Consider the following 23,256-nt stretch of genomic DNA (forward strand, 5'->3'; position numbering starts at 1 on the left):
TGCCGTCAGGCGCGCACGTCGTAAAGGTGATGGACGACGTCGTGCAGTCCGTACTGCGCGAGGTTTGCGACAGTGAATCCCGACCCATTGCTTCGCCGCCCTACACGGTCCCAGTCCGTCTCCGAATCCAGCAGCGCGGTGTACGCCTCGCCCACATCTGCAAGCTCGCCTGCCACCCTGGCCGGATCCTCGGCGGCGTAGTTTTCCTCCTGTGCCGTGCGGTCCTGGTCCCAGTTCTCGAAGAGCGGGTCCTCCTGCGCCAACATCAGTTCCGTGCGTTCAGTGAACAGCACGTAGACGTCCCGGACGTGGGCAGCATACTCAAGTGCTGACCAGGTGCTCTCGTCGGGGCGGTCGCGAACGTCGGCCCGTTCGAGGACGGTCCGCCACCGAGGCAGATCTGCTCTGTGTTGCTCCGCGATGCGATCAGGCGGATAGTCTGCCGGGTCGAATCCGCATTCGGTGCAGGCTCGTTCCAACACCCAGGTCCAGTCCTTGGTATCCGGTTCAATTGCCATAGATCGAAGCGTATCCGGGTGCGGCGTTGAAGCGCCCGCTACGGCGCAACTCGAGCGCAGCAGCCTTGCCGAACGCGCTCAGCGCCGCCTTGCTCGCGGAGTACGCCGCCATGCCTCCGGTGGGACTATCGGCGACGACAGCGCTGATCTGGACCACCTGGGATCCCTTGCTCAGCCGCGGGACAACAACCCGGAGGAGCCGGGCGAAGCCCACGAAGTTGGTGAGCAGCAGCTCGTCCAGAGTGTCATCGTCGAGCTCCGCGAGGGAACCGAATGCCACGACGCCCGCGGCATAAACCACGCCGTCCAGAGGCTCGTCATCCAACGTATCGGCGATGCGGGCGGGCCCTCCGGGCAGGGTGAGATCAGCAGCGACGGACCGGGCGCCCAACCGATGAGCGACAGCGCTGAGTTTCGCTTCATCGCGTCCGCTGAGGATCAGCCGCGCTCCCCTTGCGTCCAGTTCTGCAGCTATGCGCGAACCGAGCTGGCCCGTTGCTCCTACCACCAGGAACTGTTTGCCGCGGATGTCGGCGGCGTTGGTCTCACCCATGACCTGAGCCTAGCAACCCGCCCTGACGCTTCCCTCCCGGGCCCGCAAGGCCTATGCCTGCCCTCGACGGCGGTCCTGTGCCTTTTCTTTCAGCTGCCGGAGTTCCTGCTCGGCTGCCTCACGTGCCTCGAGCTCGCCGAACGCCTGTTCGAGCTTCCCGGAGGACGGGTCCGACCAGGTGAGTTCCTCTTGGGCTGCCTGCAGATGCCTCAGACGCCTGGCTTCCTGCTCCGCCTCGCGCGCGGCACGAGCGGTTTCCACACTGCTTCCCGCTGAAGCGGACACCGCACCCTGAACGTCCAGCGCCGCCTGGGTGGCGCCGTGCTGGGCCTTGAGGGATTCGTAGCGGACTGCATTTTCCTGCAATGAGGTTTCAAGCCGGTACAGGTCTGCTTCGAGGGAGTGGAACTGCTGATCGACGCCATCGCGCTGGCGGGTCAGAGCCTCGAGCCTTTTCTGCACGTCCAGTGCACGGCGAAGCGCGGCCCGGGCGGCGTCGTCGTTGTTGTCCGCAACCGCGCGTTCCGCCTCGCGGTTGCACGCGTCGAGGTCTGCCGCTGCCTGCCGGGCGAGGCTGTCGACCCGGTGCCGTACAGCGGCGAGGTCGGCAACACTGCGGCGGGCACGGTCGAGGTTTTCCTCCTGTTGCCGCTGGGTCTGCCCGAGCGCGGCGATGGGATCGACCGGTTCAGGAGCGTTGCGGCGCGAGGAAAGGATGCGTGAGATGCGGCGGCGTACAGACACTGGTCCTAGGCCCGCCGCGTGCCGGTGCCGTAGGCGGCATTCCAGGTCCTCAGGGCACCGATTTCCGTAGTGAGGCGCGAGGTGGCGCGCTCAAGCTGCCTGCTGCCGGAGACCTGATGAACCTCGAGAAGGGCCCGACGCAGCTGAGCCGACAGTTCGCAGAGGGAGTTGACCTGCTCGCCGATGCCGCCTGCAAGGTCTTCACGGAGCGCCCTGTTCGGTTCCCGTCCGGCAAGCGCAAGGCGTTCACCGAGTACGGCTTCGGCCCGGGTGAGATCCTCAGCGGTTGCAGCCAGGTCCCCCGTGGGAGAACCCTGTGCGATAGCCGCCGCAACGGAGCGGCGGGTGGCGTCCGTGGAGCGCTCAAGCTGGAGCCGGAGCCTGGCGAGCTCCCGTGCCGATGCATCCGTGGAGAAGGACCGCAGGCGGCTGGACCCGCGCTCGATCCGGCGGCGGAGGACCCCCGAACGGCGGACACGGCGCACGAGCAACCAGGTACCGGTTGCCGCACCGATGGCCAGCACACCCAGGACCGCTCCACCAAAGAGGAGGAGCTGGAGAACACCCTCCAGCAGGACTTCCGCGGCGTCAGCGAACTCTGAATCAGGCATGTATACAAGTGTGCCGTGGAATTGGAGGTTGCGCTACGTGGGGGCCCTCAGCGGGAGGGATCCCCGCGCCAGATCATGAGTGCCTGGCTGCGCGGGCGGGGACGCTGGCCCCGGGCGAGGGTGACGACGTCACCCGCGAGACCGGCAGCGAAGACACGGCTGGTCTCCGATTTCCGTCGCTGTGCCAGCTCTTCGGTGAGTTCGCTGACCCTGTGCTGGAGCGCCATGACCTGATTCTCCAGTTCAAGGATGCGCCGGATCCCTTCCAGCGAGACGCCCTCATGGGACAGCCGCTGCACTTCGCGCAGGACATTGACATCGCGCTGGGAATACCGGCGGGCCCGCCCCGGCGCCCTGCTGGGAGTGACGAGGCCCAGCCGGTCGTACTGACGCAGCGTCTGGGGATGCATGTCTGCCAGCTCCGCCGCCACGGAGATCACATAGATCGGCATATTGATATCAACAGACATGGTGTCGCTCCCTTCTGCTGGCTAGATTCCCCACACCCTAAAGCCGCGCCTTCTCGGCGAGGTTGTTACGCGGATCGGCATCCTTCGTGGCGGTGGCGAATGCTTCGACGGCGGCCGCTGCATCCTTGTTCAGATTCTGCGGAACGACGACGTCGATGGTCACCAGCAGATCGCCGGTACCCTTCGAAGTCTTCACTCCACGGCCCTTGACCCGCAGGGTCCTGCCGGACGGAGTACCCGCCGGCACCTTCACCTTGACGATCTCACCGTCCAGGGTGGGCACCTCCACCTGCGCACCGAGCGTTGCCTCGGGGAAGGTCACGGGTACGTGCACCCGGATGTTGTCGCCGTCGCGTTGGAAGAACGGATGCGGCTTCACATTCACCGTGACCATGAGGTCACCGTTTCCTGCGTGCCCGGTCTGACCCTTTCCGCGTACACGGACCTTCTGTCCGTCACGGATGCCGGGAGGAATACGAACGTCGATCACCTCGCCGGAGGGCTCACGCAGGCCGATCGTGGTGCCGCGGATGGACCCGGCGAAGGAGATGCTGGTGCTCGCCGTGCGGTCTGCACCCTTGCGCGGCGGTGCCTGATACCCGGGGAACCCACCGCCCCCGGGGAATCCACCGCCGGAAGAGTAGCCGCCGCCTCCGCCGAACAGATCGGCGAACTCCGGAGGCAGGTTGCTGCCGCCGCCGAAACCTCCACGCTGGCGACCCGCCGTCTGACCGAAGAGGTTCCCGAACATGTCGTCAAAGCCGGCACCGCCGCCTGCCCCGCCCGGGCCGCCCGCGGTGAAGCGTGCTCCGCTTCCCATGGCGCGGATCGCGTCATACTGCTGACGCTCCTCGGGATCGGACAGCACCGAGTAGGCCTCGGAGATGTCCTTGAACATCCGGTCCGAGCCGCCGGTGCTCTGGTTCTGGTCGGGGTGGTGCTTGCGCGCGAGCTTCCGGTAAGCCTTCTTGATGTCGGCGTCGGAGGCGTCCTTGGGCACGCCAAGGATCTTGTAGAAGTCCTTGTCGACCCAATCCTGACTAGCCATCTGACCCCTCCTCTCTCTTGAACTTTAAGTTGTCCTGTTCGTGGAAGCATTGCCGCCGTCCCCTCCGAGGAAGGGGGCTTTAATATTCCGAGGGCCGCCAGGCCCGTAGGAATTTCGTTGCCCCCGTTCGGAGGGGACGGCGTGCTCAGCTACTCAGGTACCGCTACGATCACCTGGGCTGCGCGCAGGACGCGGTCACCCTTCTTGTAACCGGCGCGGAGGATCTGGCTGACGCTGTCGAACTGGACGTCCGGGCTTGGCTGCTGGATGAGCGCTTCGTGGACGTTCGGGTCGAACTCCACGCCGGTCTCATCGATGCGCGAGAGACCGTAGGTTTTCAGCGCGTTCTCCAGCTTGGTGGAGATAGCGGCGAAGGGCCCGTCCGCAAGGTCGCCGTGCTGGCGGGCGGCGTCAATGTCGTCGAGCACCGGCATGAGCGAGTTCAGTACCCCGATCACTGCCATATCCCGTGCGACGTCGCGGTCCCGCTCCACCCGCTTCCGGTAGTTTACGTACTCGGCCTGAAGCCGGAGCAGGTCATTCCGAAGCTCGGCCTCAACGTTGGTGGACGCCTGAGGAAGCTCTTCCCCGCCACCGGCCTCATTGAGGATCGCTTCTGCCTGCGCCAGTGCATCAACACCGGCGTCCGCTCCGTCCAGGTGCACCGGGTCCGAGGCATCCTGCCCGGTTCCGGCGCCGGGCTCCTGGCCGGCCCCCGCGAAGGGTGCCGAGCCAGGGGTGCCCGTGCCGTCTGTTTCGGCTGTGCCGTGCTGCCCACGGATCTCCCCAGTCTCCGGGTCGATCTTCCGGTTATCTCGGAAGCTCACTGGCTCTGAGTGTTCCTCTTCGTTTCCGTGGTGCGGCATGGCTACTTCTTCTCGTCTTCGTCAACGACCTCGGCATCGACGATGTCTTCGTCGTCAGCCTTGGATCCGTTTTCGCTGGGCTCACCGGTGGGGGTAGCGCCGGGACCGGCGGCACCTTCCTGCTGAGCCTGGGCGTAGATGGCCTCGCCGAGCTTGGTCTGGGAGGTCTGCAGCTTCTCGAAGGCAGCCTTCACCTCGTCGTCGTTATCCTGCGACTCCAGAGCCTTCTTGAGTGCATCGACGTCGGACTGCACCTCGGTCTTGACATCTTCGGGCAGCTTGTCGGAGTTGTCGTCGATGAGCTTGCCAACGGAATAGGCCAGCTGCTCGGCCGAGTTGCGGACATCCGCGGCCTCACGGCGCTGCTTGTCCTCGGCAGCGTGCTCTTCAGCCTCACGGACCATGCGGTCGATGTCTTCCTTCGACAGCGCGGTGCCGCCGGTGATGGTCATTGACTGCTCCTTGCCGGTGCCCTTGTCCTTGGCGGACACGTGCACGATGCCGTTGGCGTCAAGGTCGAAGGTGACCTCAACCTGAGGAACACCGCGCGGCGCCGGTGCAATACCGGTGAGCTCGAAGGTGCCCAGAGGCTTGTTGTCGCGAGTAAACTCACGCTCGCCCTGGAACACCTGGATGGCAACCGAAGGCTGGTTGTCATCCGCGGTTGTGAAGGTCTCACTGCGCTTGGTGGGGATGGCAGTGTTGCGCTCGATGAGCTTGGTCATCACGCCGCCCTTGGTCTCAATGCCCAGCGACAGCGGGGTCACGTCGATCAGGAGGACGTCCTTGCGCTCGCCCTTCAGTACACCGGCCTGGAGGGCAGCGCCGACGGCGACAACCTCATCCGGGTTCACGCCCTTGTTGGGCTCCTTGCCGCCGGCCAGTTCCTTCACCAGTTCCGAAACAGCGGGCATACGGGTGGAACCACCGACGAGGACGATGTGGTCGATGTCGGAAACCTTGATGCCGGCTTCGGCGATGACGTCGTGGAACGGCTTCCTGGTGCGGTCAAGCAGGTCCTTGGTGAGGTCCTGGAACTTGGCACGGCTCAGGTGCTCGTCGAGGTGCACCGGTCCGTCGGGAGTGACGGAAAGGTACTGCAGGGAGATGTTGGTGGAGCTGGCAGAGGACAGTTCCTTCTTGGCCTGCTCAGCAGCTTCCTTCAGACGCTGCAGGGCAATCTTGTCCTTCGACAGGTCTGCGCCCTTGGCCTTTGCCTGGGAGAGCAGGAACTCCACGACCCGCTGATCCCAGTCATCGCCGCCGAGGCGGTTGTCACCGGAAGTGGCACGAACCTGGATGGTGGAGAAGTCATCCTCGTCCTTGCCGACTTCCAGGAGCGAGACGTCGAACGTACCGCCTCCGAGGTCGAACACGAGGATGAGCTCGTCTTCCTTGCCCTTGTCCAGGCCGTAGGCCAGGGCCGCCGCAGTGGGCTCGTTGACGATGCGCAGGACGTTCAGGCCCGCGATCTCGCCGGCTTCCTTGGTTGCCTGACGCTCAGCGTCGTTGAAGTACGCCGGAACGGTGACGACGGCGTCTGTGACCTTCTCGCCGAGGTAGCTCTCCGCGTCGGTCTTCAGCTTCTGCAGGATGCGGGCAGAGATTTCCTGCGGCGTGTAGGTCTTGTCATCGATCTGTTTTGTCCAGTCAGTGCCCATGTGGCGCTTGACGGAGGCAATGGTGCGGTCGATGTTGTTGACGGCCTGGCGCTTCGCGATCTCGCCGACCAGAACCTCGCCGCCCTTGGAGAAAGCGACGATGGACGGAGTGGTGCGCGCGCCTTCCGCGTTGGCGATAACGGTGGGCTCGCCACCTTCAAGCACGGAGACGACCGAGTTGGTTGTACCGAGGTCGATACCTACTGCACGTGACATGCGTGTTCCTTTCGACGAGCCGCCGGTCAAGGACCGTTGGCTGCTTTGTCAGGTTCCGCTCACATTGAGCGTTCTGCACTCAACCCTACTACGCCACACACAGGTGTCAAACCAAGGTTGAGTCGGGAGGGCTCAACTTCTCGGGAAGGACTGCCTTCGAACGTCCCGCATGGGGTCAGTGGGACTGTCCGGACGCTCCCACTGCATCATGCGTTTCAGTGGAGGAGCCCGCCCGGTGCTTCGCATGGGGCGAAGCTGCAGCGCCGCCGTCGTGCCGTGAGAGTGCGGACGGCCACCAGATCTTCGGGCCAATGTCATAGGCGAGCGCCGGAACCAGCAGGGATCGGACGATCACGGTGTCCAGCAGCACACCGAATGCCACAATGAAGGCGATCTGTGCGAGGAACAGGATGGGGATAACGCCCAGAGCCGCGAATGTTGCCGCCAGCACGATGCCCGCCGAGGTGATAACGCCGCCGGTCACTCCCAGCCCGCGGAGAATGCCCGGCCGGGTTCCTATCCGCAGCGATTCCTCCCGAACGCGGGTCATCAGGAAGATGTTGTAGTCGACACCCAGCGCCACCAGGAAGACGAAGCCGAAGAGCGGCACGGAAGCATCTGCGCCATCGAACCCGAGGAGGTTGTTGAACACCAGTGCCGACACGCCGAGCGCCGTCGCATAGGACAGCACCACAGAGCCGATGAGGAGCACCGGCGCCAGCACGGACCGCAGCAGCAGCATGAGAATCAGGAGAATGACCAGGAGGACGATCGGGATGATCTTCGCCAGGTCAGCCTGCGCGGTCTCGTTGGTATCCAGTGCCACTGCGGTCACCCCGCCCACCAGCACGTCTGGGCTCACGGCATCCAGGTCCACGCGCAGCTGCTTGACCAGCTCCTCCGCTTCGGCGGAGTCCGCCTGGTAATCAAGTGTCGCCCTGACGAGGACGTTGCCTTCGCGTACGACGACGTCGCCTGCGCCATCGGCGACCACGGTCGCCTCTGCCACTCCCTCCTGTGCTTCGGTGACCTCAAGCACGCCATCCTGTCGGCCTTCGGGAGCAACGATCGTGACGGGGCTGCCTGCGCCGGCGTCGAAGTGGCGCGCGAGCGCGTCCTGACCGTCCACAGCGTTGGACGGGGCCAGGATGAGGGACGACTGCGGCACACCCGACGCCTGCAACTGGAGCAGTCCCAACGAACCGGCGACCAGCACCAGCAGGGACACGATCCACACCGGTCGGGAGAACCGCGCAACCAGGCTGCCGACGCGCTTCCAGATGCCGCGCAGACCTTCAAGGCCGGTGACGTTGCGGTCATGAACACCGCCGGGACGGGTGCCGACCTTTGGCCGCAGCGGCCAGAACGCACTCCGGCCGAAGATCAGGAGAAACGCAGGGAGAAGGGTCAGGGCGGCAAGCAGGGAGAAGACAATGCCGATGGCGGCGATCGGACCCAGGCTGCGGTTGGAATTGAGGTCGGAGAAGAGAAGGCACAGCAGCGCGAGGATCACTGTGGCTCCCGAGGCAATGATGGGCTCCACTGAGGCGCGATAGGCAGCCTTCATCGCGTCCCACTTGGAACTGAACTCCCTGAGCGTCTCCCTATACCGGGCAACCAGAAGCAGCGCGTAATCAGTAGCCGCGCCGATCACAAGGATCGACAGGATGCCCTGGCTCTGGCCGCTCAGCTCAATCCAGCCCCACAAGGCCAGCGCATACACAAGCAGGATCGACGTGGCGAGGGCAAAGACCGAAGTGAGAAGCACCAGGAAGGGCAGGATGAGGGCGCGGTAGACGGCCAACAGGATCAGGAATACGGCGGTCAGTGCGACTGCCAGCAGGATTCCGTCGATGCCACCGAAGGCACTGACCAGGTCCGCGGTGAATCCGGCCGGACCCGTGACGTAGCCCTCGGTACCCTCGGGCAGTTCCGCCTCAAGCACCTCGCGGAGTTCGACCACAACCTCACCCAACTCGCCGTCGTCGGACACAGAGGCGATGTACTGGACGGCAAGGGCATCCTCGGAAGGAATGGGGCCGACTACTGCAGGCTGCCCATCCGAGGCCGCTTCAAGTCCAGGCACCTTCTCCAACTCCCCCGTGAGTTCCCGGTACCGCGCCAGTTCCTGCGGCGGAATCTCCGTCTCCGACTCGACGACAATCACGGCGGGTAATGCCGTTGACTCCGTAAATGCCTCCTGCAGTTCTCCGGCCTCCGTTGATTCGGCATTGGCCGGAAGGAACGAAGCCTGGTCATTACTGGAGACGCCCTCCAACTTTCCGAAGGTGGGCCCGCCGAATCCGGCGCCGATAAACCACAACACCACTATGAACGCCGGGAGAATTGCCCGGACCCACTTCCTCTGGAACATTCCTGACCTCTCTGAATTATCTCTGCTGCCTACTATATCCGTGATGGAGATAATTGGCAGTATCCTACTCTGTTAAATGAAGAGGAGGAATATGGCCGCCACCGCACCACGCGAGTTGATGTCCCTGTTGCAGCAGTTCACCGTCGAGACGGACCGCTACGTGGACACAATCAGCGTTCGGGATGCCCTGCACCGGACGGACCTCAACGCGCTCGGAATCATGATGGGTGCTGCCCGCGCGGGTGCAACGGTGACGCCCGGAATGCTGCGGCAGGCGCTGAACCTGAGTTCACCGGCGACCACCGCGCTCATCGACCGCCTCGACGAGGCAGGTCATGTTCGCCGCTCCCGCAGTTCCGTGGACCGCAGGCAGGTTCACCTCGAGATGACGGAGAAGGCACTCGCAACCGGGTCACGCCTTTTTGCACCGCTGGCCCGCGAAGTGGAAAAGGCACTTTCCGACTTTTCCGCTGAGGAGCTTGAATTGCTCAGCACCATGATGCGCAAGGTGACCGACGCCACGGTCGACGCGCGCCAGCGAGCAGTGGAGGAACCGCCGGAGTAACCTGACGGTCATGAGCGGCGTCAAGAAGCCGGGGAGTTCGGCACGCCCCCGTGCGCCCGTCTTGCTTCAGTACCTACGATTGACCCATGTATCGGATCGTCACTGTCTGCACCGGCAATATCTGCCGCTCCCCCATGGCCGAAATCATGCTCAACCGCGCCTTCGAGGAGGCCGGACTGAACGACGACGTCCTGGTGGACTCCGCCGGCACCACCGGTTGGGAGACCGGCAACCCGATCGACGAGCGAGCCGCCGCGAAGCTCACCGAGCTGGGTCTGGAGAGCGAAACACACCGCGCGCGGAAATTCGATCCGACCTGGTACGCGGAGCGGGATCTCATTCTTGCGCTCGACGTGGACCACTATGAGGACCTGCGGCTCGAAGCCCCTGACGCCGACAGTCGCAGCCGGGTGCGGCTGCTTCGCGAGTTCGACCCGTCGACCGCCGGCACGCCGGTCTCCGAGCTCGGCATCTATGACCCGTGGTACGGGGATGGGGCAGACTTCGAAGCCACCTGGCAGATGATTCACGACGCCGTTCCCGGCATTGTCCAGTACGTGCAGGAGGATCTCGCGCGGGGTCACGCGGCTCGGTAAATGCTTCGGCAGATACAGGCTTAACTACAGCGAGACAATGTCCTTCAGCACCAGCAGGTGCTGCTCGAACAGCTTCTCCGGGTCCGAGAAGGTGCCGGCGCCGTACTGGCCGAAGACTTCAAAGCTGACAACGCCGAAAATGGCAGCCCAGACGAGCGTGCCCCGCGCGATCAGGTCATCGCTGGCCGCCAGGTCCATTTCTTCCCGAATGCGCGAAAGATCCACCGACAGCTGACCCTGACTGGTCGTGCCATGCGGAATATCAGGCAACGCCTCGCCCGTGCCGGATCGGTAGGCGTCGTCGAATATCCGAACAAGCGCCCTGATGACACGTGTACCGGGCCCGGTGGTTTGCTCCGCGGGCGCGTGATAACCCGGCACGGGACTGCCGAAGAGCAGAGCATAACGGGCCGGCTCCCTCAGAGCCCAGCCGCGCACCGCATGTGCGAGCGCGAAGAACCTTGCCGCGTGATCGGAGGCGGGTGCCAGTGAGACGGCGTGGTCCACTTCGTCGCCGAGTTCCGTATAGGCATCGACCACGAGGAGCGTCAGGAGTTCGTCCCGACTCTTCACGTATCGGTACACCGCCGAAGAAACCAAGCCCAGTTCCCGGGCGATGGCCCGCAGCGACAGTGCGGCAGCTCCACGAACGGCGAGGTGTTCCCGTCCTATCCGTGTGATGTCCTCCATGGTTTGGGCGCGGGCACGTTCGCGGGGTGTGGGAGCCATACACCCATGCTCCCCACCCTCGAGAGCGGTGTCAACTTTAGAGAGCGGTGCTATTGACAGGACCATCGACTGCGCGCATCCTTAAGCGAGAGCAGTGCTCTCACTTGAATCCATCAAAACTTGCATCGATCAACCAGGAGAAGAAATGGCGCAGCTGTACATAGTGACTGGAGCCGGCCCGGTGGGCTGGACCGTGGCAGAACAATTGGCGGGCCAGGGCGCACGGGTGCGGATCCTCACCCGCTCGGGGAGCGGTCCGGACCTTGCCGGCGTCGAGCGTGTCCCTGCCAATGCATCAGACCATCGGGAAATGGAAGCAGCCGTTGACGGCGCGGCAGCCGTCTTCCACTGCATTCATGGTTCCGCCTACACCGCCGCGGCCTGGGAAGCGGAACTGCCCCTCGCCGAGCGGGTTGTGCTGGAGGCGGCAGGGAAGGCAGACGCCGTCGTCGTCTTCCCGGAAAGCCTGTATTCATACGATCAGCCGGATGAATACATGACCGAAGGCTCTTCCCGGGCAGCCGCCACAGGCAAACGCGGAGTGCGCGCCGGGCTGCTGCGGGAGCGGAAAGCCTCCGCTACGGCGACGGTCAGCGTGGTCTCGTCTGACTTCTACGGACCCCGGGTCCGGACCTCCCATGCCGGCGAGCGCGTAGTCCCGCGGGTGTTGGCCGGAAAGACCATCCGGCCGCTGGGGGACGCGGACCTACCGCACTCCTTCACCTATGTTCCCGACCTCGCGGCAGCCATGATTGCGGCAGCCCGGAACAAGCAGCTCTGGAACTCCGTACTGCACGCACCGACAGCTCCTGCTCCGACACAACGCGGGATCGCCCAGGAGTTCGCTCGTGCCGCCGGCGCACCGGAGCCACGGGTCCGCCCGATTCCAGGCTGGATGGTCCGCTCGCTCGGAAAGGTCACGAGCGACATGCGGGAGCTCGCGGAGATGCTGTACCAGTTCGAGAACCCGTTCGTGATGGACTCCGCGCGCAGCGAGGCACTCCTTGGACTCCGACCTACTCCTCTCCGGGACGGCGCGGCCGCGACTGTGAGCTGGTGGCAGGGGCAGGAGGCTGCGGCGGACGCCCCTAAGATTATTCAGTGACCCTCTCGATTTGGCTGGCGCTGGTCGGCGCCCAGACGCTCATCAGCTTCACTCCGGGAGCCGGTGCCGTGAACACCATGAGCAACTCCCTCACGGTGGGGTTCCGGCGTTCCATGTGGGGCATCCTCGGCCAGCAGGTGGCCCTGCTCGTGCATATCGCCGTGGTGGCCGCCGGAGTCGGGCTCCTGGTAGCCGGGTCGCCGCTGGCCTTCAACATCATCCGCTATGCAGGCGCCGCCTACCTGGTGTACCTCGGCATCCGGAAGTTCCTCGAACGTCCGATTCCCGCCGAGCAGGCCGCCACGCTGCACGCCGAAGGCGCGGTGTCGATGTTCCGCCGGGGACTCTGGGTGAACCTGCTCAATCCCAAGGCAATCGTGTTCTTCCTGGCGTTCGTGCCGCAGTTCATCCGGCCGGAGCAGGAGCTTCTGGGCCAGTACGGTGTTTTGGCGGGCACCGTCGTCGTTATCGATGTTCTGGTGATGTGGCTCTTCTTCGCCGCGGCGGCGCGCTCCTTCAGCCGATTCACCAGCGGTCCGCGCGGACAGCGCCTGCTCAACCGCATCTTCGGCACGCTGTTTGTCGCCGTGGGCGCACTGCTGGCATTCTCCTGATTCATGGCACACAAGCCGGCAAACGCCGTCCTTCCGCTCATCATCGCCGTGGACGGCCGATCGGGCGCGGGCAAAACGACGCTGGCGGTGGAGCTTACAACGCTGTTGCGGGAACACCACACCGTGAGCCTGTTCCATCTTGAGGACATCTACCCCGGCTGGGACGGTCTTGCCGACGGTATGGAGCGGTACGTCCGCTCTGTGCTCACCCCGCTCGCATCCGGGCTGCCCGCCCGGTGGGCGGCCTGGGACTGGACCGCGAACCACGACGGCGACACCCGCCTCACACAGCCCGCGGACATTGTGGTGGTGGAGGGAGTGGGCGCGGCGTGCGAAGCCGCGCGTGAGTTCCTCGACGTGGTCGTCTGGATCAACGCCGCCGACGACCTCCGACGCACGAGCGCACTGACCCGTGACGGCGACACGTACGCTCCGTTCTGGCAGCGCTGGTCCGACCAGGAGGAACACTGGCTCGCGGGAGACCATCCCGCACCCCACGCCGATCTGCTGGTGCAGGGTCACCGCGGAAACGCTGTCCCGGATCAGCTTCGCCGCGCCCTGAGCGGGTTGCCCCAGTGCGAGTTCCTCATGTCGATGGAACGGGCGGCGCGGCGCGGCCTCACACTGCAGGTCGACACGATCGAGACGTTCCCTGAGGCCGCAACGGTGTTCCGAGAGCTCTACGGGGCGGCCGCCTCGGCCGTCTGGCTGGACAGCTCCACCACCGAGGACCCCCAGGGCCGCAGCCGGTTCTCGATACTGGCGGACGACGGCGGACGGTTCGGCCAGCTCGCCCAGCACACCGACGGCACCACCTCGGTCACCAGTGGTCCGGTCACCGCACGTATCGCCGGGCCGTTTTTCCGCTGGCTCGACGGCGTATGGGGCAGGCGTGCCGTCCGGCTGCCCGACACCTACCCCGGTCCGTTCGCCCTCGGTTGGCTCGGCTACCTCGGCTACGAGCTGAAGCGGGAAACCGGCGGTTCCACCACACCGGGCACCGACATGCGCGGCACGGTCCCGGACGCCTCGCTGCTCTTCGCGGGCCGCGCCGTCGTCCTCGATCAGCGAGATCGGCGCACCCACCTTCTGACCCTGCGTGACGGCTCCCGAGACACTGACGCCGATGCCTGGCTGGAACGTGCTCGCGCCGTCGTACTCTCGGGCGGAACTGCTCCGGCTCCGGCCGAGCGGCTGCCCGCTCCCCGCTTCTCCGCACGCGATACACGCGAGCAGTACCTGGAGAAGATCCGCACGGCAAAGGCGGAGATCGCCGACGGCAACTCGTACGAGGTGTGCCTGACAACCGCCCTCACGGCTCACGCGGAGGGTCCGGTTCGGCCCTTCGAGGCCTACCTTGAGCTGCGGCGTGCCAACCCGGCTCCGTTTGCGCACTACTTCTCTTTCCCCGGCCTTGCTATTGCCAGCACCTCGCCGGAGCGGTTCCTCCGGCTCGACTCGTCCGGCGGGATGCGCGCCGAACCGATCAAGGGCACCCGGCGCCGCTCCGCCGATCCTGACGAGGACGCCGCCCTGCAGGCCGAGCTGCGCACCAGCACCAAGGACCGCGCGGAAAACATCATGATCGTGGACCTGCTGCGCAACGACCTCTCCCACCTGGCCATCCCCGGCACCGTCACGGTGAGCCGCCTGTGCGACATCGAAACGTACGCAACGGTGCACCAGATGGTCAGCACTATCGACGCGCAGCTGCGGCCGGGGTCCTCCCGCGCCGAAGCAGTCGCCGCCGCGTTCCCTGCCGGTTCCATGACGGGCGCGCCGAAAATCAGCACCATGGTTATCCTCGACCGGCTCGAAGGTGCACCGCGGGGTGTCTATTCGGGCGCCGCCGGGTACTTTTCGCTCGATGGGGCAGCGGACCTCGCCGTCGTCATTCGTACGCTCGTGATGGAGAATGACGACGACGACACCCGCCTCACGCTCGGCGTGGGCGGCGCGATCACGGCCGATTCCGACCCGTCCGAGGAGTGGGAGGAAGTGCGGACGAAGGCGTTCGGGGTATTGTCCGCGCTGGGCTCGTCCTTTCCGGCATAGTCCACATTGCTCGCTGCACGCGGCCTTCCGTCACCTCATCCCGTGTGGAAGCATTGAACAGGCAAAGGACGGATCAACGAAGGAGAAAGGTCATGACCAGCTCCCGCGATGAAAACACGCCCAGCCTGGACGATGTTCAGGAGCCGGACAACGAATTCCTGCCCAACCGGATCTACCAGGGGCACGCAGGAGAGCCCGAACGCCTGGATGATGACGCCCTGGCGGCAGCCACGGAGCAGGAGCGGGTCGACGCCGGGCTCATCGACTACGCCCCAGACCAGGTTCCGGATGCCACCGACCCCCTCCCTGAGGAGGCCTCTGACGAAGCGGACCGGGCACAGCGTGGACTGAACGGGGAAAGCAATCCCGATTCCTGAGAACGCCGGCCCATAGCGCTCGCCCCGGGGCCCTCGGTCGCTAGCGCCTATCGCCCTCCCTGGCCTCGCTTCGCTCGCCCCGGGCCCCTCGGTCGCTAGGCTGGTGCCCATGACTGTTCTGGTGTTCCTGGACTCCTCCTCCCCCGCAGGCCGGATCGCTGACGCGACGCAGCCGCAGCTCAAGGTCACTGACACCGGAATCACGCGCGGCGACGGCATCTTCGAGACCATGCTCGCCGTCAACGGCGCGCCCCGGAAGCTGCAGGCGCATCTGGCCCGGCTGGCGACCTCTGCCGAGGCGCTGGAACTGAAGGTGCCGCCGTCGGACGCGTGGGAACGCGCCATCGCCACCGCGCTGAAGGAAACCGGCGACGACGGCGAACTGGTGGTCAAACTCGTCGCCACCCGCGGGGAGGAAGGGGCCGGTGCGACCTCCTGGGTGCTGGTCTCACCGCTACCCAAGGGGCTGCGCGGGCAGCGCCTCTCGGTACTCCTCCTGGACCGCGGTTATGACAGCACCGTCGCGCAGCGCGCGCCGTGGCTGCTGATGGGGGCCAAGACTCTCTCCTACGCGGTGAACATGGCCGCCCTCCGCTACGCCCGCTCCCACGGCGCCCACGACGTCATCTTCACCTCCACCGACGGCAAGGTGCTCGAAGGCCCGACGTCGACGGTCCTGATTGCCCGGGTGACCGACGGCGTCAAGCAACTAATCACACCGCAGCTGGAGAGCGGGATCCTGCCCGGAACGTCGCAGGGGGCCTTGTTCGCGACCGCCCGTGATGCGGGCTGGGAACTCGGTTATGGCCCACTGGTGCCGGAGGACCTGTTCAACTCCGAGGGCGTCTGGTTGATTTCGAGCGTCCGCCTGCTCGCCGAAGTCGGGTCGATTGACGGGAAGCCGGTCACGGTGTCTCCCGAGTTGACCGCCGAACTCGGAGCCCTGGTGCAGGCAGTCTCCTGAACCGGAACATATAGCGCACGCGCAGGGCGTTACCGCACATTACGGCACAGCGTGGCGGACGGGGTTGCCGGTGCTAGGTTCAATCCGGAGTAACGAGCGCCAGTGCCAAGCCCTGACTTGCTGGCCGGCAACCCTCTTTCACGGCGGGGTGCCTCAGGTGACTACTCGGCACACCGATCAGGATCCACGATCACCAGCGTGCACAGCGTGAGGAGACACAGTGTCACAGCATTACACCCCCCATCAGCAGCCAGGCAACGGCTACGCCGGAGACATCACGCCGCGCGAAGCGGTGGAACGCGTCAGCAAGGGCGCCGTCCTCGTGGATGTCCGCACAGTCGAGGAATGGCAGACCGTCGGCGTCCCTGACCTCACCGATGCCGGGACCGTCCCCCTCTTCCTGGAGTGGAACCGCTCCGACGGCACCCGCAATGTCTCCTTCCTCAACCAGCTGAACGGCCTCAAGGGCAGGGAGCTGCTGTTCCTCTGCCGCTCGGGCGTCCGCTCGGTTGCCGCGGCGCAGAGTGCAACGGCTGCCGGGCACACCGCCTACAACGTGCTGCACGGTTTCGAGGCGAACGGCGGCTGGCGCTCCAGCGGCCTTGCGACCACCGCCCACGCCGAATCCGGTACCCCTGAATCCGGCAGTGCCGAATCCGCGGCTGCCAGTCCGGCGAACGGGCAGGGCGACGCCGGTGAGTGAGTCCACGCCGTCGTCGTTCTCTCCGGCAGCGGGTCGGGAGCCGATCGCCGGTAACGGTGGCTACCCCCGGATCCAACGGCCGGACGACGACACCGCCGCCTGGTCGCCCGACACCCTCGCCGTCCGCGGCGGGCTCGCACGGTCCAATTTCGAGGAAACGTCCGAGGCCCTCTTCCTGAACTCGGGATTCGTGTATTCCTCCGCGGCTGCGGCGGAGGCCGCGTTCACCGGCGACGTCGACCGCTTTGTCTACTCCCGGTACGGCAACCCCACAGTCGCCATGTTTCAGGAACGACTGCGTCTTCTTGAAGGAGCGGAAGCGTGCTTCGCCACCGCCAGCGGCATGTCCGCCGTCTTCACCGCGCTCGGAGCGCTCCTGGCTGCCGGCGACCGCGTAGTCGCCTCCCGCAGCCTGTTCGGCTCCTGCTTCGTCATCCTGAATGAAGTCCTCCCGCGCTGGGGCGTGGAGACGGTCTTCGTGGACGGCTGGGACCTCAACCAGTGGGAAGAAGCGCTGAGCGTCCCTACCACCGCTGTGTTCTTCGAATCCCCTTCGAACCCGATGCAGGAAATCGTCGACATCCGGGCAGTCGTGGAACTCGGCCATGCCGCGGGCGCGCAGGTCGTCGTGGACAATGTCTTTGCCACACCGCTGTTGCAGCGGTGCACGGAACTGGGTGCCGACGTCGTTGTCTATTCCGGCACCAAGCACATCGACGGCCAGGGCAGGGTCCTGGGCGGCGCAATTCTCGGCCGCAAGGAATTCATCGAGGGTCCGGTGAAGACCCTCATGCGGCACACCGGTCCGGCCCTGTCCTCCTTCAACGCCTGGACCCTCCTGAAGGGACTCGAGACGCTCTCCCTGCGGGTCAACCACTCCTCGTCCTCGGCGCTGACCCTCGCCCGCTGGCTGGAAGCTCAACCGGCAGTGACCTGGGTGCGCTATCCCCTGCTCGAATCTCACCCGCAGTTCGATCTCGCCGCTGCCCAGATGACGGCCGGTGGCACGGTGGTCACATTCGAACTGAACGCCCCCGAGGGCCGGGCGAAGGAGCGGGCGTTCGCACTGCTCGATGCGCTGGACATCATCGACATCTCCAACAACCTTGGCGATTCGAAGACACTGATCACCCACCCTGCCACCACGACCCACCGTGCTATGGGTGCTGAAGGGCGCGCGGCCATCGGGCTGTCGGACGGCGTTATCCGGCTCTCGGTGGGTCTTGAGGACGTAAGTGACCTTCAGACGGACCTCGGCAAGGCCCTCGCCGCAGGCTGAAGCTGGGATTCAGCTGTGAGTTCGACCGCACATTGAACCATTCGGGGTAGTGCGAGCGTCTTCCCGGCAGAGGGGTCGAGTGGCCACTTCCACCCCCGGTGTTCAGGGGTGATCACGGGAGGAATCACCATGAGAAAAGCAATCCGCGTCCTGTTAGCCGTCATCGCCATCTGCCTGCTGGCGCTCACCGGCTGTGGCGGCTCAGATACCCAGAGCGAGGACATTCCCGCAGGTGAAGAAACCGCGATGGAAGCACCGCCTACCGAGGACCCGGCCGAGGTGGACCCCCCCGTGGAGGCAACCGAGGGCGACACCGAGGGGGCAACCGGCGAGCCTGCCGGTGGAGGAACAGTTGGAACCCCGCTCGGCGTCGCGGAAACCGACCTGGGTGAGGTGGTCGTCGATGCAGAGGGCATGGTGGTCTATGTCTTCACCAACGATGAGCCGGACTCCGGGGTCAGCGCCTGTGAGGGTGGCTGCCTGGAGGCATGGCCGCCGGTGCTGACAGACAGCGAGTCGCCCGAGGTGGAGAGCGTCACAGGAGAAGTGGGCACCATCCAAACGCCCGACGGCGACATGCAGGTCACGATCAACGGCATGCCGATCTACTACTTCGCTGAGGATGAGGCCGCGGGCGACACCAGGGGCCAGGGTGTGAATGAGGTCTGGTACGTCGTCGCTCCCGACGGCACGATGATCCAATGACGGTCGAAGAGGTCTAACTTCCCGAGGCTGCATCCTGGGCAAGCAGCGCTGTCTTCAGGGAGCGTAGCGCATAGTGAAGACGGGATTTCACGGTCCCCTCCGGTATGGAGAGGGCCCGTGAAATCTCCGCCACGGTCTCGCCGCGGAAGTAGAAGTGCAGCACCACGTCACGGTGCTGCGGCGAGAGTTCGTTGAGCGCATCCGTCAGCAGCCAGGACGTCAGAAGCTGCTCCACCTCGTCGTCGGAAGGAATTTCCGGGACCTCGTCCACGTCGAATTCGTGGCGGCGGAAGCCGCTGCGGAACGAGTCGACGAGGATGTTCCGGGCAACCACAAAGAGCCAGGCGCGAATCTCGAGCTCACTGTGTCCGCGCATGACCGGATGCTCCCACGCCCGCAGCAGGGTCAGCTGGACCACCTCATCAGCCAGGAAAGCGTCCGGGGTCAGGCGGCGGACGAACCGCCGCAACGGGCGCAGGTGGTTATCCCTGATGACGTTGAGCCAGTCCGGCTGTCCATCGGCCATGCTCGTTCCCCACACTAGACATCGCTAGACATCACACCGCAGTACCCGAACCATTGACGCGGTGCGACGTTGGGAAAACCCTGCCGCATCCCGCATCGGTTCTCTTCATGATGCACCTCCGAAGCGGGTTACGAACAGGGCTTGCTAACCGAGGATGAAGTTCCAGGTTCCCGCATATACCGCGGCGGTCGCGGCAAGCCCTGCGATCAGCAGGCCCGCCAGAACAACGACGGCGTCGACGCGGCTGAATGTGCTCTCCCGGGCCCACGTGCGCGGACCGGCCCCGAAGCCGCGCGCCTCCATGGCCACCGCCAATCTGGTAGCCCTGCGGATGGCCTGGACCATGAGCCCGAACGCCTGCCCGAGAAAGTTCCCGAAGCGTGCAGCAGGGTTTCCCTCATGGCTCACGCCGCGCGCACGCCGGGCGAGACCGAGCGTCCGCCACTCCTCGAAGAGGAGCCCCACCAGCCGCATTCCCGCGAGCGCTCCCAGCACAAACCGGTGCGGGGCCTTCAACCGCTGGGCCAGCGCGTCAGCGAGGTCCGTCGGGTCCGTACTGGCGAGGAGGAAGAGCCCGGGTAGCGCGATCGCGAGCCCACGCAGTCCAATGGCCATTCCGGCGTTGACCGAATCCTCGGTGAACAGCACGGGCCCCAGCTCGAAGAGAACCCGCCCGGTCTTCTCCGCGAGCAATGCTGTGCCGTACGCCGCGACGATCGCCGCGACAACAAAGGGCCACGTCCGCAGCAAAAGCCTGCGCACGCTGATTCCCAGCAGTGGCAGCAGCAGCAGCTCACTGCCGAGAACGACGCCGGCACTCACCCAGTCCACGCTGAGCATCACCACCACGGTGATCACCACCGCGGCGAAGAGCTTCGAGAGCGGATTGGCCCTCGGGAGCACCCGGCCGGTGATCTCGGGGTTCAATACGTCGGCGCTCACGCCACCACCTCCAGCGTTGCGGAGGTTCCGTCGACGGCCACCACCCGGCTCCCGAGCGCAGCCGTGTACTCACGGTCATGGGTTACCGAGACCACGCAGGTCCCCCCATGAATGAGTTCGGCGAGCAGGGCAACCAGCTCAGCCCAGGTATTGGCGTCCTGGCCGAACGTCGGTTCGTCCAGGATCAGGATGTCCGGGTTGGTGGCGAGCATTGTCGCAACGGACAGGCGCCGCTTTTCGCCTCCGGAGAGAGTGTAGGGATTCGCTTTCAGGAGCCCGGTCAGGCGTAGCCGCTCCGCGATGGGGTCAATACGGCGTCGAATTTCCGCTTCGTCGGAGCGGGCCACCCGGCGTGGACCGAATTCCAGCTCCTCGAGTACCGTGTTGGTCAGGAACTGGTGCTCGGGCTCCTGAAAAACCGTACCGATCCGGCTCACCAGTTCGGCGGATTTCCACTCCGACGGCTTGGTCCCAGCTCCGCGGGCGAGCGGTTCAAGGGCAGTGAGTGCTCCGCCGCGCGGCCTGAGCAGTCCGGCGATGGTGAGCGCGAGCGTTGACTTTCCGGCTCCGTTCGGGCCGAGCACGCTGACCGCCTCTCCCGTCCGGAGGGTGAGGTCGACGTCGTCGAGCACTGCCCGTCCACGCTTTGACCGCGCGACGGCCAGCCCGGCCGCCTGCAGCAGGTCCGGTCCGGCCGAGGTTTCGACGGCGGGCGTTTCCGGCCGGTAGCCCGGCACCCAGACGCCGGCTTCGATGAGCCGCGAACGCGTTGACCCGTGCCGGAGCACTGCGTCCGGTTCACCGTCGGCGAGGATGCCGCCGTCGGAGTCGAGCACCACCACGCGGTCCACCACATCGGCCCATACCTCGACCCGGTGCTCCACCACCACGAGTGTGGCTGAAGTCCGGTCGAGCACGCGGACGACGGCGTCCCTCACCTCGATCGCCCCTGCGGGGTCAAGGTTGGCGGTCGGCTCGTCGAGGAGCAGCAGCCCCGGCTGCATCGCGAGGACCGCCGCCAGGGCCAGCCGCTGCTTCTGGCCGCCGGAGAGCGCCGTGGTGGGATGATTCAACGCAACGTCGAGGCCGACGTCGTCGAGGGCCCGATGCACGCGCGGCCAGATCTCGGCGCGGGGAACGGCCAGGTTCTCGGCACCGAACGCTACCTCGTCACCCACCCGGGCCAGCACCAGCTGGGTGTCCGGATCCTGGAGGACCAGGCCGGAACGGCCGCGTGCAGCAGCCGGGCTGACGCCGTCGACCGTGAGTTCACCGGCCTGCTCGCCCTCGTCCTGGTCACCCACAACCCCTGCCAGTCCATGCAGCAGCGTGGACTTCCCCGCGCCGGACGCACCGAGGAGCAGCACGCGCTGGCCCGCCTCGATGGTCAGGTCGATATCCCGGACCGCCCAGCGCACCCGGCCGGGGTGGCGCCACCCCCACCCCTGCGCCGTGATCGAGGCCGGGGCGGACACCCCCGTCGTGCTCATGCTAAACGTCAGCCGTGCGGCCCGCGGCGAAGGATGACAGCGCACCGGTCTTCGCGAGCCCACGGGTGGCGAGCCACGGCAGCACACCGGCGAGCACCACACCCGAAACGGCAGCGAAGACTCCGTACATCAGCTTGTATTCCATGGCCCACTCGACGTTGTACATGATGTTCTCGCTCACCGCGAGGGCAAGACCTGCGCTGAGGCCCGCGAGGATGGCCACACCGATGTTCCAGCGCCGGTAGAGGAACAATGCGAACACCAGCTCAGCGCCGATGCCCTGCACCAGACCGGAGAGGAGTACGGCCATACCGAACTGCGTGCCGATCAGCGCCGACACGGCCGCTGCCAGTACCTCGCAGTAGATCGCGGCACCGGGCTTGCGGATGATGAGCCCGCCGAGCACACCGGCGATGAGCCAACCGCCGGAGTACAGTCCGGCCAGCGGCGGGTACGCAGCGGTCACGGCGGCAATACCGCTGTAACCGGCCGACCAGGCAAAGAAGATGACGCCTACGGCCACGGAGATGACTGAGGCGACCACAATGTCGACGACGCGCCATTCGTAGCGGCGGCGGGATGTGGACGGTGTAGGACTCTGTGTTGCAGTCATGATTGTTGATCCTCCTGGGTACAGGAGGGGAAGGCCTTCCGGCAGGGCGCCGGTCGCCCTGAGAACTCGACTCCCTTCGCCGGTACTAACCGGATCAGGTTCGAGGGTCTGCGGTGGTCCGCACTCTCAGCGCCCACCACATGCGTGGCTGCGCTCCCCTGTCGTTGTTTTGAGCGATACCAACTGTACACCCGCCGGCCGTGGTACCGGCGTCGTGGTCGTCCATCGATGGTCCCGATAACGCTAGGCTGGGACCAAAGCTAAGCCGACTGAAGGAGGCACCATGAATACGATCTTCAAACTGATGGGTGTTGGACTGGGCCTTGTGGCGGGCCTCGTAGGCACGCAGGTGGTGGACTTCATCTGGAAGCGGGTGACCGGAAACGAACCGCCGAAAGACACTGAAGGTCTGGAGAACAGCCTGCGGTCAGCGCTCGTGTTCGCCGTGATATCCGGTACGGTCAGCACCACCATCCGCGTGCTCACCAACCGCACCACGCAGCGCGCCATCCGCCGCTACGAGAACACACGCCACATCACGTAAGCGTCAGTCGTCGGACGCGCGGTCGCCCGCCTCACGGCGTCGGGTGGCCGCGTGTTCCACGACCTCGTCCAGCTCATCCATGCTGAGCAGATCCTTGCGCAGGTGCCTGGTGCGGTAGCCCGCGCGCCCCACCATGTGTGCTGACACCGGCGCCGTAAGCAGCTGGAAAACCCAGCAGACAATCAGTACGGGCACAACCGCCCACGAGCGCTGCTCCACTGCAATTGCCAGCAGAAACAACAGCAGCCCAAGAACCTGCGGCTTTGTTGCCGCATGCATGCGGCTCAGCAGGTCCGGAAACCGCATAAGCCCGACGGCGGCCGCCAGCGACATGAGCGCCCCGCCAAGGAGCAGGACCGCGGTAAGGATATCCAGGGCAGCATCCATC

At 65.6% G+C, this 23,256-nt stretch carries 26 protein-coding genes and 2 riboswitches; of the genes, 11 read left to right on the forward strand and 15 right to left on the reverse strand.

All coding sequences use genetic code 11. The features are described from left to right. Positions 1–5 precede the first annotated feature (5 nt). The 9 genes from AC4D2M_RS03680 to AC4D2M_RS03720 form a co-directional block, all read right to left on the reverse strand. Positions 6–518, reverse strand: a complete 513-nt coding sequence (locus tag AC4D2M_RS03680; RefSeq protein WP_490890080.1) for a DinB family protein — start codon at positions 516–518, stop codon at positions 6–8. Beyond that, entirely contained in the window at positions 508–1,071 is a 564-nt protein-coding gene (locus AC4D2M_RS03685; protein WP_490890081.1) for an SDR family NAD(P)-dependent oxidoreductase, read from the reverse strand. The genes AC4D2M_RS03680 and AC4D2M_RS03685 overlap by 11 nt, the downstream gene beginning before the upstream one ends. A gap of 51 nt (positions 1,072–1,122) precedes the next feature. Next, on the reverse strand, positions 1,123–1,815 hold the full coding sequence (locus AC4D2M_RS03690) for a PspA/IM30 family protein (RefSeq protein ID WP_490890083.1): 693 nt from the start codon (positions 1,813–1,815) through the stop codon (positions 1,123–1,125). A 5-nt stretch (positions 1,816–1,820) separates the two neighbouring features. Then, positions 1,821–2,426, reverse strand: coding sequence for a hypothetical protein (locus AC4D2M_RS03695; protein WP_490890086.1), 606 nt, complete (start codon positions 2,424–2,426; stop codon positions 1,821–1,823). Between the two features lie 47 nt (positions 2,427–2,473). Next, the gene (locus AC4D2M_RS03700) at positions 2,474–2,896 is read right to left on the reverse strand and encodes a heat shock protein transcriptional repressor HspR (RefSeq protein WP_490890089.1); all 423 of its coding nucleotides are present in this window, start codon (positions 2,894–2,896) and stop codon (positions 2,474–2,476) included. Between the two features lie 37 nt (positions 2,897–2,933). Further along, positions 2,934–3,944, reverse strand: a complete 1,011-nt coding sequence (locus AC4D2M_RS03705) for a DnaJ C-terminal domain-containing protein (protein WP_490890093.1) — start codon at positions 3,942–3,944, stop codon at positions 2,934–2,936. 149 nt (positions 3,945–4,093) lie between these two features. Continuing rightward, on the reverse strand, positions 4,094–4,810 hold the full coding sequence (locus AC4D2M_RS03710) for a nucleotide exchange factor GrpE (RefSeq protein ID WP_490890096.1): 717 nt from the start codon (positions 4,808–4,810) through the stop codon (positions 4,094–4,096). Between the two features lie 2 nt (positions 4,811–4,812). Continuing rightward, on the reverse strand, positions 4,813–6,687 hold the full coding sequence (gene dnaK / locus AC4D2M_RS03715) for a molecular chaperone DnaK (RefSeq protein ID WP_490890097.1): 1,875 nt from the start codon (positions 6,685–6,687) through the stop codon (positions 4,813–4,815). Between the two features lie 175 nt (positions 6,688–6,862). Beyond that, a complete protein-coding gene (locus tag AC4D2M_RS03720; RefSeq protein WP_490890099.1) occupies positions 6,863–9,061 on the reverse strand; it encodes an MMPL family transporter in 2,199 nt (732 codons plus the stop codon). 91 nt (positions 9,062–9,152) lie between these two features. Here AC4D2M_RS03720 and AC4D2M_RS03725 point away from each other — a divergent pair, with 91 nt between their 5' ends. Beyond that, positions 9,153–9,626: a MarR family transcriptional regulator gene (locus AC4D2M_RS03725; RefSeq protein WP_490890101.1), complete on the forward strand. Its 474-nt coding sequence runs from the start codon at positions 9,153–9,155 to the stop codon at positions 9,624–9,626. Between the two features lie 86 nt (positions 9,627–9,712). Further along, positions 9,713–10,222, forward strand: coding sequence for a low molecular weight protein-tyrosine-phosphatase (locus tag AC4D2M_RS03730; RefSeq protein ID WP_490890102.1), 510 nt, complete (start codon positions 9,713–9,715; stop codon positions 10,220–10,222). Positions 10,223–10,246: 24 nt separating this feature from the next. Here AC4D2M_RS03730 and AC4D2M_RS03735 read toward each other — a convergent pair whose 3' ends face one another. Next, positions 10,247–10,951, reverse strand: coding sequence for a TetR/AcrR family transcriptional regulator (locus AC4D2M_RS03735; RefSeq protein ID WP_490890103.1), 705 nt, complete (start codon positions 10,949–10,951; stop codon positions 10,247–10,249). Between the two features lie 145 nt (positions 10,952–11,096). On the opposite strand from AC4D2M_RS03735, the gene AC4D2M_RS03740 reads away from it, so the two are divergent. The 8 genes from AC4D2M_RS03740 (at position 11,097) to AC4D2M_RS03775 (ending at position 18,753) form a co-directional block, all read left to right on the forward strand. Further along, a complete protein-coding gene (locus tag AC4D2M_RS03740; RefSeq protein ID WP_490890104.1) occupies positions 11,097–12,056 on the forward strand; it encodes an NAD-dependent epimerase/dehydratase family protein in 960 nt (319 codons plus the stop codon). Then, a complete protein-coding gene (locus tag AC4D2M_RS03745) occupies positions 12,053–12,670 on the forward strand; it encodes a LysE family transporter (RefSeq protein ID WP_490890106.1) in 618 nt (205 codons plus the stop codon). Before AC4D2M_RS03740 ends, AC4D2M_RS03745 begins: the two co-directional genes overlap by 4 nt. A 3-nt stretch (positions 12,671–12,673) precedes the next feature. Then, complete coding sequence (pabB, locus tag AC4D2M_RS03750) at positions 12,674–14,725, forward strand: aminodeoxychorismate synthase component I (RefSeq protein ID WP_490890108.1); 2,052 nt, start codon at positions 12,674–12,676, stop codon at positions 14,723–14,725. 92 nt (positions 14,726–14,817) lie between these two features. Then, complete coding sequence (locus AC4D2M_RS03755; RefSeq protein WP_490890109.1) at positions 14,818–15,102, forward strand: hypothetical protein; 285 nt, start codon at positions 14,818–14,820, stop codon at positions 15,100–15,102. Positions 15,103–15,211: 109 nt separating this feature from the next. Further along, positions 15,212–16,066, forward strand: coding sequence for an aminodeoxychorismate lyase (locus tag AC4D2M_RS03760; RefSeq protein WP_490890110.1), 855 nt, complete (start codon positions 15,212–15,214; stop codon positions 16,064–16,066). A gap of 88 nt (positions 16,067–16,154) precedes the next feature. Beyond that, a riboswitch (SAM riboswitch) is annotated at positions 16,155–16,280 on the forward strand. 6 nt (positions 16,281–16,286) lie between these two features. Further along, positions 16,287–16,769 (forward strand): rhodanese-like domain-containing protein, encoded by a 483-nt coding sequence (locus tag AC4D2M_RS03765; RefSeq protein ID WP_490890112.1) that lies wholly within the window; start codon positions 16,287–16,289, stop codon positions 16,767–16,769. Positions 16,770–16,839: 70 nt separating this feature from the next. Continuing rightward, positions 16,840–18,048 (forward strand): O-succinylhomoserine sulfhydrylase, encoded by a 1,209-nt coding sequence (locus AC4D2M_RS03770; protein WP_490890427.1) that lies wholly within the window; start codon positions 16,840–16,842, stop codon positions 18,046–18,048. Between the two features lie 129 nt (positions 18,049–18,177). After that, entirely contained in the window at positions 18,178–18,753 is a 576-nt protein-coding gene (locus AC4D2M_RS03775; protein ID WP_490890114.1) for a COG4315 family predicted lipoprotein, read from the forward strand. Positions 18,754–18,766: 13 nt separating this feature from the next. On the opposite strand, the gene AC4D2M_RS03780 is transcribed toward AC4D2M_RS03775, so the two are convergent. The 4 genes from AC4D2M_RS03780 to AC4D2M_RS03795 form a co-directional block, all read right to left on the reverse strand. Continuing rightward, complete coding sequence (locus AC4D2M_RS03780) at positions 18,767–19,279, reverse strand: sigma-70 family RNA polymerase sigma factor (protein WP_490890115.1); 513 nt, start codon at positions 19,277–19,279, stop codon at positions 18,767–18,769. A 144-nt stretch (positions 19,280–19,423) separates the two neighbouring features. Beyond that, entirely contained in the window at positions 19,424–20,221 is a 798-nt protein-coding gene (locus AC4D2M_RS03785) for an energy-coupling factor transporter transmembrane component T family protein (RefSeq protein ID WP_490890116.1), read from the reverse strand. After that, on the reverse strand, positions 20,218–21,711 hold the full coding sequence (locus AC4D2M_RS03790; RefSeq protein ID WP_490890117.1) for an ABC transporter ATP-binding protein: 1,494 nt from the start codon (positions 21,709–21,711) through the stop codon (positions 20,218–20,220). The genes AC4D2M_RS03785 and AC4D2M_RS03790 overlap by 4 nt, the downstream gene beginning before the upstream one ends. 1 nt (position 21,712) lies before the next feature. Beyond that, a complete protein-coding gene (locus AC4D2M_RS03795; protein ID WP_490890119.1) occupies positions 21,713–22,324 on the reverse strand; it encodes an ECF transporter S component in 612 nt (203 codons plus the stop codon). A gap of 54 nt (positions 22,325–22,378) precedes the next feature. Then, positions 22,379–22,494: riboswitch (TPP riboswitch) on the reverse strand. Positions 22,495–22,607: 113 nt separating this feature from the next. On the opposite strand from AC4D2M_RS03795, the gene AC4D2M_RS03800 reads away from it, so the two are divergent. Further along, positions 22,608–22,868, forward strand: coding sequence for a DUF4235 domain-containing protein (locus tag AC4D2M_RS03800; protein ID WP_490890120.1), 261 nt, complete (start codon positions 22,608–22,610; stop codon positions 22,866–22,868). 3 nt (positions 22,869–22,871) lie between these two features. Here AC4D2M_RS03800 and mnhG read toward each other — a convergent pair whose 3' ends face one another. Continuing rightward, positions 22,872–23,255, reverse strand: coding sequence for a monovalent cation/H(+) antiporter subunit G (gene mnhG / locus AC4D2M_RS03805; protein WP_490890121.1), 384 nt, complete (start codon positions 23,253–23,255; stop codon positions 22,872–22,874). Position 23,256 lies beyond the last annotated feature (1 nt).

Source organism: Arthrobacter sp. TJ-270, from assembly GCF_058269075.1.